This is a genomic window from Edaphobacter acidisoli, from assembly GCF_014642855.1.
GTDB classification, from domain to species: Bacteria; Acidobacteriota; Terriglobia; order Terriglobales; family Acidobacteriaceae; genus Edaphobacter; species Edaphobacter acidisoli.
Genome location: NZ_BMJB01000001.1, coordinates 681886 through 696459, shown reverse-complemented (window position 1 = coordinate 696459; position 14574 = coordinate 681886). Strand labels below are relative to the sequence as shown.

10 protein-coding genes are annotated in these 14574 nt (G+C 60.2%); 7 read left to right on the top strand and 3 right to left on the bottom strand.

The window, feature by feature from the left end:
* The first annotated feature begins 22 nt into the window (after positions 1-22).
* Entirely contained in the window at positions 23-1165 is a 1143-nt protein-coding gene (locus IEX36_RS02785) for a DNA polymerase III subunit (RefSeq protein ID WP_188757804.1), read from the top strand.
* An 88-nt stretch (positions 1166-1253) separates the two neighbouring features.
* Here the strand turns inward: IEX36_RS02785 and IEX36_RS02780 are convergent, their stop codons facing one another.
* Complete coding sequence (locus IEX36_RS02780; protein ID WP_188759773.1) at positions 1254-2684, bottom strand: glutamine synthetase family protein; 1431 nt, start codon at positions 2682-2684, stop codon at positions 1254-1256.
* A gap of 239 nt (positions 2685-2923) precedes the next feature.
* Here IEX36_RS02780 and IEX36_RS02775 point away from each other — a divergent pair, with 239 nt between their 5' ends.
* Entirely contained in the window at positions 2924-3883 is a 960-nt protein-coding gene (locus IEX36_RS02775) for a carbon-nitrogen hydrolase (protein ID WP_188757803.1), read from the top strand.
* A 5-nt stretch (positions 3884-3888) separates the two neighbouring features.
* Positions 3889-4248: a hypothetical protein gene (locus IEX36_RS02770; protein WP_188757802.1), complete on the top strand. Its 360-nt coding sequence runs from the start codon at positions 3889-3891 to the stop codon at positions 4246-4248.
* Positions 4249-4560: 312 nt separating this feature from the next.
* Here the strand turns inward: IEX36_RS02770 and IEX36_RS02765 are convergent, their stop codons facing one another.
* Both IEX36_RS02765 and IEX36_RS02760 read right to left on the bottom strand, forming a co-directional pair.
* Positions 4561-6705: a TolC family protein gene (locus IEX36_RS02765; protein ID WP_308422270.1), complete on the bottom strand. Its 2145-nt coding sequence runs from the start codon at positions 6703-6705 to the stop codon at positions 4561-4563.
* Positions 6706-7041: 336 nt separating this feature from the next.
* Positions 7042-9738 carry a glycoside hydrolase family 2 protein gene (locus tag IEX36_RS02760; protein WP_188757801.1) on the bottom strand — a complete coding sequence of 899 codons (2697 nt, stop codon included), beginning with the start codon at positions 9736-9738 and terminating at the stop codon, positions 7042-7044.
* Between the two features lie 222 nt (positions 9739-9960).
* Between IEX36_RS02760 and truA the strand changes: the two genes are divergently transcribed.
* The 4 genes from truA (at position 9961) to IEX36_RS02740 (ending at position 14574) form a co-directional block, all read left to right on the top strand.
* Positions 9961-10773, top strand: coding sequence for a tRNA pseudouridine(38-40) synthase TruA (truA, locus tag IEX36_RS02755; protein ID WP_188757800.1), 813 nt, complete (start codon positions 9961-9963; stop codon positions 10771-10773).
* Entirely contained in the window at positions 10770-12026 is a 1257-nt protein-coding gene (locus IEX36_RS02750) for a M20/M25/M40 family metallo-hydrolase (protein WP_188757799.1), read from the top strand. The genes truA and IEX36_RS02750 overlap by 4 nt, the downstream gene beginning before the upstream one ends.
* Positions 12027-12191: 165 nt before the next feature.
* Positions 12192-13841, top strand: a complete 1650-nt coding sequence (locus tag IEX36_RS02745) for a trypsin-like peptidase domain-containing protein (RefSeq protein WP_188757798.1) — start codon at positions 12192-12194, stop codon at positions 13839-13841.
* Positions 13842-14160: 319 nt separating this feature from the next.
* Complete coding sequence (locus IEX36_RS02740; protein ID WP_188757797.1) at positions 14161-14574, top strand: peptidoglycan-binding protein; 414 nt, start codon at positions 14161-14163, stop codon at positions 14572-14574.

The window sequence follows — 14574 nt, the reverse complement described above, 5'->3', positions numbered from 1 at the left end:
AAATCATTTATCCTTCAACCAGATGGCAGAAGCCGCAACATTCCCCGCCACCTTCAACGACTTCCTCGGCAACACCGTCGCGGTCGAGCACCTCCGCACGGCCATCGCCGCCGGACGTCTGCCGCACTCCATCATTCTCGCGGGCGCGCCGGGCGCGGGCAAATACACGCTCGCCCTGATGCTCACCCTGGCCATCGAGTGCGAGCGTCAGCCGCGCGATCTCTGGTCGAACGGCGTCTCGCTGGCCAGCTTCTGTGGCGTCTGCCACAACTGCACCCGCATCCTCACGGCAGCGAACCTCGACGAAGAGGTAGACAAAGCCGTCGCCGCGCGCGAAGAGCTGCGTGAGACCGACAAAAAAGACACACGCGTCCTCATCCAGCCGCACCCGGACGTGCTCATCATCCCGCCCGACCCGCCGCAGCTTCTCATCAAGCTCGGCCAGGTGCGCTCGCTCATCCACAGCGCCAACTACCTGCCCAGCGAAGCACCGAAAAAAGTCTTCATCATCACGGCAGCCAGTTTCATGAAAGAAGCGGCGAACTCGCTGCTCAAGGTGCTCGAAGAGCCGCCCGCAACGGTCCACATCTTCATCCTCGCGGAAAACCCCGGCGAGCTTCTGCCCACCATCCGGTCACGCTGCGCGATGGTCCGGCTCGGCGCGCTGCCGGTCGAAGAGATCGAGATGCTGCTCGCCGACCGCCGACCGGAGATCACACCGAAGCAGCGCACACTCATCGCGCGCCTCGCGCAAGGCGCAGCAGGCAAAGCGCTCAGCTTCAACCTCGACGAGTACATGGCCTCGCGCAACGATGCCCTGCTGCTCCTCCGCAACGCTGCCGCCGAACCCGACCACACCGCGCTCTTCAAGATGACCGAGACCTACCGCGCCGGAGCCGAAGGCCAGCAGAAGACCTCGGCCCTGCTGCGCGCGCTCTCGCTCCTGCTCGAAGACCTGTTGCTGTTGCAGGCAGGCACGCCGGAGCTGGTGCGCAACATCGACCTGCGCACCGAACTCGAGCAGCTCAGCCAGACACTCAGCTTCCAATGGATCGAGCAGGCCTCACGCGGCCTCGACCAGGTCCAGAGCGGAATGCGCCGCAACCTGCTGCGCTCGCTCTCACTCGACGCCTACGCCAGCCAACTCACCAACACCGCGCGCTAACCCGCTATTCGACTGCTCAGACTTTCTCACCACAAAGCAAAAGGCCCTCCCGCCAAAGCGAGAGGGCCAAGCCTTTTGTGCAGTCGCGTTAGAACAGGTTCCAGAGCAACTGGTTGTAAACATCGTGATGGAACTGGATCTCCGGGGTCTTGACGACCGTACCGAGCAACCGCGGGCAGCGATCTGCCGAAGCCTGCTTCAGGTCCGCATAGCGTCCCTTCACGTCAGCGCCCAGCAGCTTTGTCGTCCAGGCAGACTCACGGAAGTTCTCAAGAGCCGTGTAGACGTTGTCCGGCAGATAGCGCTCCGCCTGGCGCAGGTTCTTGATCTTCGCCGTCTCGCCGTCGAGGCCGCTCTTGAAGATCGAGTACAGCACCATGTACGGGTTCGCATCCGGACCAACCGAACGGACCTCAACACGCGACGACTTCTCGTTGCCGATAGGAATGCGGATCATCGAGCCGCGATCGACAGCCGAAGCCTTGATCTGGTTCGGCGCCTCGAAGTGCGGGTCCAGACGGCGGTACGCATTCACGCTGGCATTCAGCAGCAGGCAGATATCGTTGCCATGCGTCAGAATGCGGTCCACGAACGACCACGCCATCTTCGAGATCTTCTCCTCGCCCTTCGGGTCCCAGAAGAGGTTCTTGCCGCCCTTGGTGATTGAGACATTCGTGTGCATGCCGCTGCCGTTGACGCCAACCACGGGCTTCGGCAGGAAGCTCGCCGTCATGCCCATCTGGTTCGCCACCTGACGGCAGATCAGCTTGTAGAGCTGGATCTGGTCAGCCGCGGCAACAACCTCACCGTAGCTGTAGTTGATCTCGAACTGCGAAGGCGCAACCTCGGGGTGGTCCTTTTCGTTCTCGAAGCCCATCGCACGCTGCACTTCAGCGGTCATGTCGATGAACTCACGCAGCGGGTCGCCCGGCAGCGAGTGATAGTAGCCGCCCTTGTTCACGTACTCGAACTTGCCCGTCTCGTGGAACAGGCGCTCCGCATCGGTTCCCTCGAACAGGAAGCCTTCGATCTCGTTGGCCGCGTTCAGCGTGTAGCCCTGCTTCTCGTGAAGCTCCTGCGAGAACTTCTTCAGCACGCCGCGGATGTCCGCCGAATACGTGCCGCCCTGCTTGTCGATGACTTCACCGAACACCAGCACCTTGCCGGGGCCGAACACATCGGCGGGCGCCCAGTAGAACGCGCTCCAGTCGATGCCGAGCCGCAGGTCGCTCTCGCGCTGCGCCGTAAAGCCGCGGATGGACGAGCCGTCGAAGGTCAGGTTGTCATAGCTCTTGACCAGAAACTTCTTGTCATAGTCGAGCATGTGCAGGCGGCCTTCGAGGTCGCTGAACAGAACCGTCACGGCCTTGATCCGCTTCTCGTCGGTCAGGTACTTCAGCCGCTGCTCCTGAATGACATGTGCAGGAACGCGCTTCCTGCGCTGTTCCTTGGCCTCAAGGTTCAGGTCCTCAAGCTCGCTGTAGGAAAGTTCCAGAAACTCACGAAGTTCGCTCAAAATTACACTCCTTCCGCATCAAACGGCGGCCGCGCTCAGGCGGTGACTGAGATAAATGTTGGGGGGATCGCAGACCCGAGAAGCATCATGGATTCTCTGGCTGATTCCAACGTATCAGATATTTCCACTGGAAAAAAGCAGGAACCCCCTGCAACCTTGCAAAAAACGCCATACCTACAGCGCTTACCCAGGCCGCTAACAAAACCGCCATCACGCAGCCTATAGAATGAATAGCGATTCCTATGCCCAAAAACAGCCCCACCCGCGTCGCCCTTATCCAGATGTCCTGTGCGCCGGACATCCACTTGAACCTCGACAAAGCCGCCGAGCGCGTCTACGAGGCCGCAGCCCAGGGCGCCACCCTCGTCTGCCTGCCCGAACTCTTCCGCGCCCAGTACTTCTGCCAGCGCGAGGACCACGCCCTCTTCGACATCGCCGAGCCCATCCCCGGCCCCTCGACCGACACCCTCACCCGCGTCGCGCGCGAAGCCGGCATCACCCTCGTCGCCAGCCTCTTCGAGCGCCGCGCCCCCGGCCTCTACCACAACACCGCCGTCACCATCGACCGCGACGGCTCCATCGCCGATGTCTATCGCAAGATGCACATCCCCGACGACCCGCTCTACTACGAGAAGTTCTACTTCACGCCCGGAGACCTCGGCTTCAAAGCCACGCAGACCTCGGCCGGAAAAATCGGCACGCTCGTCTGCTGGGACCAGTGGTACCCCGAAGGCGCCCGCCTCACCGCCCTCCGCGGGGCCGAAATCCTCTTCTTCCCCACCGCCATCGGCTGGCACCCGTCCGAGAAAGACGAGTTTGGCACGGCCCAGTACGAAGCCTGGCAGACCGCGCAGCGCGCCCACGCCATCGCCAACGGAGTCTTCGTCTGCTCGGTCAACCGCGTCGGCCACGAGCACGGCGACGTCACCTTCCGCACCACAGCCGCCGACGGCAACCCCGCGACGGTCGAACTCCACGGCCCCGGCGACCACACACCCGAGTCCGGCATCGAGTTCTGGGGCGGCAGCTTCATCGCCGACCCCTTCGGCCGCATCCTCGCCCAGGGCAGCCACGATAAAGAAGAGATCCTCATCGCCGACCTCGATCCCAAACTCATCGAGATCACCCGCCAGCACTGGCCCTTCCTGCGCGACCGCCGCATCGACGCCTACGAAGGCATCGCCAAGAGATTCCTGGACTAACCCCAATGACAAAATTGGAATTGCTTCAGATCTATGCAAATCTTGATTCCTGGGCAAAGGCCCGATTCCTTGCGGTTCTATCGCATCAACTCACGATTCGCATGCGCGAAAGCTATGATGAATCCATTGCTAGCGATCAACGTATCAAGCTGTTGATGGGAGCAAACGAATTGCAGCATCACTTGAGTTCCGAACTTCGTCACCATCTTGAGGAAGACACAAATAGATATCCGGATGAGGTTCTTATGAACATCCTTCTTGAGAAAGCTCAGTACTATCAGCTTTCAAATGAACTTCAAGGGTCTCTCATCCATACTGCAAATAAGTTTGGAGATAGCGCACGTACATCGACAGTCCTAAGCTAATCGCAATATTCCCCTTCCAGATAATCTGGCCTTTAGTCTTGGCTATCTCAACACCGAATTCTTATAGTGCCCCGCCGCACTTTTCCACAGAAAAGCTTGACGCGACCGATAAAATAAAAGTAGGAGCAAGACCAGAAAGCCCGGTGCAAACCGGGCTTTTCTCATGCTCAAAAGCATCATCTAACTCATCTCTTTTGAAGACTTTGGTACTTGAGTACGGGGAGGGGATACCCCATTGAAAGTCACGGAATCGCAGGGCAAACAAAAATGCCCGGACCGAAGTCCGGGCATTTCATCTGATCCATCTCCCAACTACTCAGCGGGAGGAGGATTTGGTGTCGCGCTGATCGGCTGTGGCGTCTCAGGCGCCTTCGGAGCCGTCAGGCCGGGAACTACCGGCGGAGTATTGATCACACCCGTCGCCGCCGACTGGAGGCTGATGCCGTACTTGTCCAGCGTCGTCGAGAGCAGCTCCGACAGCGCCACGCGAGCATTCGCATAAGCCGCCGTGGCCGAGATCATGTTGTCATCCGCAGCCGCTAGATTACGCTCCTGCTGTAACACGTTCGCCGTCGTCGAAGCGCCCAGCTTGTACTTCTTCTGCTCGGCGTCCAGGCTCTGCGCCGCATACTCCTGGGCCGCCTCCGCCGCAGTCACCTGCGCGCGGTCGTTGGTCAGGGCGTACTGCGCGTTCACCACCTGAATGCGGATCTGCGTGTAGAGCTGCTGCAACCGCATCTCCGACTGCCTGTACTCCATCTGCGAGCGGGCCTGGTCAGCCTGCGCCACGCGGTTACGCAGAGGAATCGTGATGTTCACACCCACGCCTTTGTCCGGAGCGTTGTTGTTGAACGTGTTCTGCAATGCCGTACTGTAACCAATCGAAGGATAAGTTCCTGGAGGATATGGCTTGCCTGTGCTGAAGTCTGTGGCATCCGGGTTCTGCGCACCGCCCAGTCCGCTGCCGCCATAGAACGCATATGCATCGACGGTGGGAAGCAGACCGTTCTTGAATGCCTTGATGGTCAGCTCATTGTTCTTCATGCTCAGGACGGCCTGTTCGATCTGGGGATTGTTGGCATACGCCTCTTTCACCAGGTCCTCAATCGGCATGTCCTCTTCCGGCAAACGGTCGAGACTTACGCGGTCCGTCGGAATCACAGGAGCGCTCGAGAGCTGCGGATCGTTCAAGTTGCGGGCAATCGCCTGTTTCATCAGCATCTGCTGATATTCAAGGTTGGTCTTCGACGCAACCAGCGCCTGCTTGTCGCTTGCAACCGCGCTATCGGAGTTCACCACATCGAGCGGAGCCAGCGTACCGATCTGCAACTGCTTCCGGTTGTCCGCGTCGAGCTGCGTCGACTGCGCGAGTGCACGCTCCTTGGACTGCTCATCTTCATAAGCGCTCACAAGGCCCCAGTAGATGTTCTCCACCTGGGTCACGGTGTAGAGCACCTGCTGACGGAACGACGAGTCGGTAATCCTGCGGTCGTTCTTCGCCTGCACAATAAACCGGCGGTTCAGCCCCCAGCCGAAGCCCTGCAGCAGGTGCTGCGTGGCCGTAGCGCGGAAGCTGGTCGTGAGCGATGGGCTGTAGTTGCTGAAGCCGTTGTTCGTCGTCACGCGCGAGTTGTCGAACCCGACCGTCAACTGCGTGCCAGTAGCAAATCCCTGGTTGTAGTTGAAGTTGTAGGTTCCTGTGTTCGTGGTCAGCACAGACTTGCCACCGCTGAACAGCGTATTCAACTGTGGAGCCGTAGTCGATTCATACTCGATCTGGCTGGACAGTGTCGGGTCGAGCGTCTCTGGCGTCGGTCCGCCGCCGTTGGTGCTCAGCACCAGTCCCTGAGCGCCTGTGCCGCTGCCGCCAGTAGCGCTGGTCGTGCCGCCTGGTCCGTAACCGCCCGTCACGGTTGTGCCCGAGCCTCCAAGCGTGTTCGTCACCAGGCCTGTCGAGACGCCGCGCAGGAACGAGCCAGCCTTCGCACGCAAAATGTCCGTATCGGCGATGTCCAGATTGATGCGCGCAATGGCGATGTCGTAGTTGTTTTGAAGGGCCAGAAGGATCGCATCCGACAGGCTCAGATAAATCTTCCCGTCGCGCAGCAGCGAATCCAGCTTCGGCGTGTTGTTGAAGTCCGGCTGCGGCACGTTGATCGCCGTATAGGGCGCAATCGGGTCCGGGAAGTGGCTCTTCGGGTTCAGATAATTCACCTGCGTGTCACGCAGATATAGAGGCTGCGTCAGCTTCGATGTCGGAGCCTGAGGCAGTCCGGTCTGTCCGGTCGTGTCGTTCTGAATAGCCTGCGGAGAGGCTGGCTGTGTTGGATGTGTCTGCGTCTGAGGCTGGGCCTGCGACGGTGGGGGTGGGGTCTGTTGCGCCAGCCCGAACGGTACATTCACACTCATCAGCATCAGGCCGACACTGGCTGCCGCCTGCAAATTTCGTAGTTTCACGATGCGCTCTCCAACGTTCCCTTTACCGAATATTGCCCGGACATGGCGCCAAACCTGCGCCCCGGATTCCAAGCATTTCCCTCAAGTCCTGCACACGTTCGGCAGGACACAGTCCGACTCAAACTGAACCAATTCTTCTAAGACGCGCAGACCCCGCCCTGGGACTCTTAAAATGAGCCTCCAGCCCCGCGCCTGTCCAGCGCACAGCAGCGCGGTTGAGCACAGATACGTGCCTCTGCGTCCTTTCGTTCCGGCAACCCAGGCAATATTTCATCGTTTCAGCAGCCCAAGTATACCAACCCGGGCTGCCTCAACCGCTTCAGTCAACCCCCACGTCTATCGCAAGCCAACAGTCTGGAACGGAAGCCCGGTCACCGGCCAGTGCGCCACCTGAGCATCCACGTTCAGGCCAATCGATACACCCGCAGCAGTCGCCGGAGTCACGTCCACGTTCCAGCCATCGACCACCACCTGAGCGTCTTCGCCGTTCAGGTCCTTCGTCGCGGCCTCAATCGTCACCGTCCGCGATTCGCCCGGCACGAGCGAGAGGTAGTTGTCGCTGTAATATACCGGCAACACGCGCTCGCCCGACTTCCGCCGCAGTTGCAGATGCGCCATCACCGCTACATGCGAGGTGGAGTTCTTCACCGTCACGGTCACGACCGTCTTGCCGTCGGCGTCCGCACGTGAAACCTGCGCATCCAGCTTTACCACGGGCATTTGATCCATCGCGGCCAAGTCATCCTGATGCGCCGCCTGCGCCTTCCAGTAGAAGTTGTCCGAGAGCAGCTTGCCTGCAGCATCGTGCAGTTCGAGCTTCACGAAATAAACCGGCGTAGTCGCAGCCGAAGCATCCAGCTCGCCTAGTCCCGTCGCCAGATCCGGTGCAGCCGACACTGGATACGTCTTCGTCGCTGCGATCGAGCCATCGAGGTTGTAGACCGTCACCTTCGCCGTTGCGCCATTTACTGCTGTCGGCTGGTTGTTGATTACCTGCAGCTCGCTCGTCTCTTCATCCATTTGGATGTGGACCATCTCACCGGCCTTCTTCACTGCGAACAGAGACGAGTTCGGCTCAAGGTCATAGTGATAAAGCTGCCACACGAAGCTGGGCTGCGCAGGATTGCTCATCCATGTAATCACGCCGGTCGCCGGACGGAACATAGCCGCCTCGCGCCCTTCGTACATCGCGCGAAACGCCTCATAGTTCATCAACTGCGCCTTGCGCACGAAATCGGCAAGATTGGCGACCTTTCCGTACCGCGCCGCCAACTCCGCAGGATACTTGTCCGACCCCGATGCCCCGCGCGCAAAGTCGTGCTCGGCCCAGTCGTCCGTAATCATCTCCCAGTCTTTCTGGGGCATCATGCCGTGAATCGACTCGAGCGTCGGCACCGAGACGCTTCCCGTCTCCGTCTTGAACGCGGCGTCAATCTCGTAAAACTTCCGGGGCTCGCGCCAGTAATACGGTCCACCGGAGTGAACCCCGCGCCCCGCGGTCGAGCTCGGTTGATACAACCGCGTTGGCTCCAGTTCAGCCATCAGCTTCCGCAACTGCTGGTCGATGTTCTCCGGCGGATACCCTTCGTTCCGCGCACACCACACCGCAATCGAAGGATGGTTTCGATAGCGCAGAATCTTGTCCCGCACATTTGCAATGTAGGTCGGAATGTCCGTTGGATTCGGCCCGTCGCTCGGATTCGGCTGGAAGAACTCGTCCCACAACAGGATTCCGTATTTATCGCAAAGCTCGTAGAAGTCTTCGTCGGTGCTCTGGCCCACCCAGTTGCGAATCAGGTTCATGTTCGCCAGCGCGTGCATGCGAATCTCCGCTTCGAGCCGCGCACGCGGAATGCGCTTCATGGCCTCATCCAGGCCCCAGTCGCCGCCACGGATGAAGATCGGCACGCCGTTCACTGCGATCGCCAGATTGTCCGAACCCGGCACCGAGTAGGTGATCTTCCGCACACCGAACGTCACATCCTTCGCATCCGAGATATGGTCCTTCTTCTCGACAAAGCTCAAGTGCAGTTTGTAGAGGTTCTGCGGCCCATATCCGTTCGGCCACCACAGTCGCGGATTCACCATATGCAGCCCCGTCGCATCCCGGTAGTCAAACTTGACGACCTGCGATGCTCCCGGAGCCAGTTCCACCTCGCGCTCGAAGGTCACGTTCTCAATCGTTCCCTTCAGCACGCCTTTCGTGGCAATGCCGGAGAGATTCTGCACCGTCGCCTGCACGGTCACGTCCGCCGAGCTCGTCTCCGGCAGAGGAAGGTCCGTCGTCACCAGCGGGTCCTTCACCGCCACATCGCCCGTCGCCGACAGATATACCTTCTGCCAGATTCCCGTGTCCCGGTCGCGGATCGCAGGAATCCAGTCCCAGCCAATCGTCGAAAGGAACGTGGGTCCATCAATTGCCGTGATGCCACCATTCAGCCCCATGCCGGCGCGCAGAGTATGTTCGTGCGGAACGCCGGGATCGGGCTGCGGCGATACCAGCACGGCGACGACCGCCTTCTTGCCTGGCTTCACGTAGTCGGTAATGTCGAAGCGGCCACGAATGAACGCGCCCTTGATCGAGCCAATCCTCGTCCCGTTCACCCACACGTCCGCCGAGTAGTTGATACCGTCGAAGTTCAGCCAGGTCACGCGGTCCTTGTAGCTCTTCGGCACCGTCACCACAGTCCTGTACCAGTACGCGGTCTTGTTCAGGCTCTCGGGAATGTTCTCGGGGCGGTTGTTCTCGCCATAAAGCGGCTCTGGATAGACATGGTTATTCACGAGCGTCGTCAGCACTGTGCCCGGCACAGTCGCTCCATACCATCCTGCTGGCTTATAGGCATCGGTTGAAACCTGCGCACCAGGCTCGGGCACCTTCGCTACGTCCTGCATCTGCCAGCCCGAGCCGACAACCACCTGCAGAGGAAGCGTCTTACTCGCTGCACTCGCCATCGGGGTCATCATCATTGCAACCGCTGCTACTCCCAGACTCCACCGCAAACCAGAGAACCACGCTGGAACAAGACGCATTCGCACTCTACTCCTTCGCCCGCATGTTATCGTCAACACATCTATACAAAGATTGCAACTGAAACGGTATTGCACCACTATACCCACACAATTGCTGCACAGGGAAGATTTCCAAGCGGCACCAGCGAGCACCTCTCACAACGAAGTTGAATCGCTCGATTGCCCCTTCTCTCACCGGCACCGAAGTCTAAACCTCCACCTTGTGCTACCGTCCGAACAGCCATGCATCACTGGAAGCTAACACTCGCCTACGATGGAACCAGCTTCAACGGCTGGCAGGTTCAACCAAACCTGCCGACCATCCAAGGCACACTAGCGGCGGCGCTTCACCGCATCACCGGAGAAACCCTCCTCCCACAAGGTTCCGGGCGCACGGACGCAGGTGTCCATGCACTCGCTCAAGTCGCCAGCATCTCGCTTGCAACACCCATCCCTGCTACAAACTTGCACTATGCTCTCAACCGCGTCCTGCCGCAGAGCATCCGCGTCCTCACCATCGAATCTGTCTCCGAAGACTTCCACGCCCGCCACAGCGCCCGCCGCAAGACATATGAATACCGCATCTTTCCCCGCGCGCTCTACCCGCGCGCCATCCCACCAACGCTCGACCGCATCTGCTCTCCCATGCTTGCCCCCTATGTCTGGGACTGCCCCTACCCGCTCGACTTCGCCGCTCTTGAGAACGCCGCCGACTACGTTCGCGGCACGCACGACTTCACCTCATTCACTGCGGTCAATCCAGACCAGACCTCGCGCGACGAGTCCACGTCATCCGAGACGCCTGAGGCCAGCTTCGTCCGCACCATCTATCACTCCTCATGGCATCGCAGCGACGGCCTCTATCTCTACCGTGTGACTGGCTCCGGCTTTCTGCATCACATGGTGCGCAACCTGGTCGGCACCTTCGTCGAAGCGGCAGCGCGACGCATCTCTGCCGACGATATCCCTGGCATCCTCGCCGCCCGCAATCGCTCCGCCGCCGGCCCCACCGCGCCCGCGCGCGGACTCTTCCTCGTCGAGGTCGAATACGCATGACCATCGCCGCTGCACAAAACCGCATCACGCACCTGGCCTCGCAGACTGCGGTGCATCGCACCTTTCACTGGCTGCATCTTCATCAGCCGCAACTACGCCAATGGCTGCTCGATGTCGTCCGCATTCCCGCACCGCCGTTCGCCGAGCAAGCCCGCGCCGCGTGGATGCTCGATCGCTTCCACCAACTCGATCTCTCGAACGCACACATCGACGAAGCGGGCAACGCGCTGGCCGAAATCAGCTCCGAATCCCCGGCTGATTCTCCAGTCATCCTCATCTCCGCGCACCTCGACACCGTCTTCCCTGCCGGAACCAGTTGTGAGCCTATTGCTCCGCCCGACACGTCACGCATCTACGCGCCCGGCATCTGCGACAACGCCGCCGGTCTCACCGGTCTCCTCGCCATCGTTGCCGCGCTCAAGCATGCAAACATCTCGCCACCGGTCTCAATCCTCTTCGCAGCCAACGTAGGGGAGGAAGGAGAAGGCGATCTCCGCGGAATGCGCCATCTCTTCGAACGCAGCCCCTACGCCAACCGTATCGCCGCCGCACTCATCCTCGACGGCAGCGGCTCGTCTGCCGCCGTCACACGCGCACTCGGCAGCCTGCGCTTCCGCATCACCGTCACCGGCCCCGGCGGACACTCCTGGTCCGATGCCGGCGCACCCAACCCGATTCTCATCCTCAGCCAGACTCTCCTCCAGCTCGCGGCCATCCCGCTTCCCAGCGATCCGCTCACGACACTCAACGTCGGCAGCATCTCCGGCGGCACGTCGATCAACTCCATTCCCGAGAGCGCTACCGCGCTGCTGGATCTTCGCTCCGAAGACCCCGTGCAGCTCACCAGGACCGCCGCACAAATCCGAGAGATTGCTGACAGCGTTCTGCCATCCGCTTCGCCACGCTTCACGCATCATTCACCGAAGATCAGCATCGAAACCATCGGCAACCGTCCCGCTGGTGCGCTTGATCCACATTCGCCCATTCTTCACGCACTCCGCGCCGTAGACCGTCACTTGAACATTCGCACCGAACTGCGCCTCGGCTCGACCGACGCTAACATCCCCATAGCCAAAGGCATTCCGGCACTTGCGCTGGGTACCGGAGGTATAGGCGGCGGCATCCATACCCTCCAGGAGTGGTACGATCCGACGGGCCGCGAAACCGCTCTCCGCCGCATCCTTCTCACGTTGCTGGACATCGTTCAAACCACTTCTGAAGCCGCGACACTTTTGCCTACGCATCGCGTCTAAGCATCCAAGTGGCAACGCATCCAGGTGCAGCGTCTCTCAAATCGGCCACAACGCTCCACGATCTGCCCGAAGCCAGAGCATTCAAAACAAAGCTATACTTGACTATTCGCCTTGCTTGAAATGAGACCGGCGCGCAACGCATTTGAAATGAGGTCAGATACACCCATGGAAAGCCCTGCAAACACTCCTCCCTCGCTGCTCGACCGCATTCGCAGCCGCCGCCTCACCACGACCTTCACCATCCTTGCGACGCTCTCTGCCGGCATCCTCATCGGCTCCATCATGACGAGCAACGTCAGCGGCCACCAGGTCGATTCGTCCGACGCCAAGCCTCTCGTCATCCCCTCCCCTGTCGAGCTCTCGAATGGCTTCTCCAAAATTGTTAAAGAGGTCAGCCCCGCCGTCGTCAACATCAACACCGAGGAGCTGCCCAAGCAGGGTGTGAACCGCCGCGGCCGTCACGCCCAGCAGAATCCTGACGACGACGACAACAGCGACGACAGCCAGCAGCAGCCCGACAACAACATGCAGGACTTCTTCAACCACTTCTTCGGTGGCCAGGGCGGTGACGACGGCGCCGACAACAGCGAACGGCGCGCCCTTGGCTCCGGCTTCATCGTCGACCCGCGCGGCTACATCATCACCAACAACCACGTCATCGACAAGGCCGACAAGATCTACGTCAAGCTCTCGACCGATCCTGACAACGATCCCGGCGACAACGGCCGTCCGGCCACCGTCGTCGGCGTTGACCGCGACACCGACATCGCCGTCATCAAGATCGACACCAAGCAGCCTCTGCCCACCATCAAGCTCGGCAACTCCGAAGGCGCGCAGGTCGGCGACTGGGTCCTCGCCATCGGCAGTCCCTTTGCGCTCTCGAAGACCGTCACCGCCGGCATCATCTCCGCCAAGAACCGTACCATCGATGAGCCTGGCCCTGACGGCGTCTCGCAGAGCCAGTTTCAGCACTTCATCCAGACCGACGCCGCCATCAACCCCGGCAACTCCGGTGGCCCGCTCGTCGACATGGCTGGCCAGGTCGTCGGCATGAACACCGCCATCTACACGCAGTCGATGGGCTCGCAGGGCGTAGGTTTCGCGATGCCGTCCAATACCATCGCACAGGTCTACAACATGCTCATCAGTCCTGAGCATAAGGTCGTCCGCGGCTCCATCGGCATTACCTTCCAACAGGGCCTGAACTCCGCGGTCAACCGCGTGTACGACTTCGCAAGCGGAGTCATCGTCTCAACTGTCACACCGAACGGCGGCGCGGCAAAGGCGGGCATCCAGCCCGGCGACGTAATCGTCTCGATCGACGGCCGCAATATCAAAGACGGCGACGATCTCGTCAATGACATCTCCAACCGCAAGGTCGGATCGACCGTCAAACTCGGCTATCTGCGCAACGGCAAGCAAGGAACAGCCGCTGTCGTCATCCAGGACCGCAACAAGACCTACGCGGAGCTGACCGGCGACCAGGACGACAACACGCCAGAGACGCCTCAACCACCTGACGCGGGCAAGAGCCTGCTCGGCATCACCGTCGCATCCATCCCGTCCGGGGTTACTGCCAAAACCGGCCAGAAGAACGGCGTCATCATCACCAGCGTTCGTCCCGGTTCCTTCGCCGACGAGATCGGTCTGCCCAAGGGCTTTATCATCACCGAGATCAACAAAAAGGCCGTCACCGATCAGGCCAGCTACCGCGCCATCGTCTCTTCTCTCAAATCCAAGGACGACGTCGTCTTCGTCGTGCAGTCCCCGCTTGAGAAGAACACCAACTCGTACATCGGCGGCACTCTTCCATAGAACCGTCGAACACTCAGAAGCGCGAAAAATCCCGCACCGGCAAAGGCGTGGGATTTTTCGCTTTCATGGCACGACAAAATGCTGGATAAAGAGCCTGAGGTCGCCTCTTTAGGTAACTCGATATCCATTAGGAGTTAGTCGTCGGCAAACTTTTCTTTCAGACAGACGTCTCTATAAGAGTGGTAGGACTTCCCCCAAAAGTCGTATCTCGCACACCAACTTCCGGTTGTAATAAACGTTACTTTCGAGATACCCTGACTGGGTGCTTCCTCGGAAGTTTATTCACTGAAGCGTCACTTTACTCTGAGGTGCTGTTCACATGCGGTCTGGTCGGCTTTTCCTGGGCTCTGCTCTCATCCTTTCCCTGTCTCTCCCTGCTGTAGCGGCCACCCACCACCGCCACCACTCCCTGCGCAACATTCATCTCAGAAGGCACTCCGGTCCGACCGGTCAGCGCTCAATTGACGATCAGCGCGCCACTCAGATTCAGGCCGCGCTCGTGAAGACCGGCTACCTCACCGGTACGCAGGCATCCGGACACTGGGATACCACCACGCAGGCGGCCATGCAGAAATTCCAGTCCGACAATGGCTGGCAGACCAAGCTCGTCCCCGACTCCCGCGCCATCATCAAGCTCGGCCTTGGCCCCTCGCAGGACTCCACTGCCACCAATGCTCCATCCTCTTCCGTGGCGTCCACAGCGAGCGTTGGCGCGAGCTTCCTTCCGCAGTAG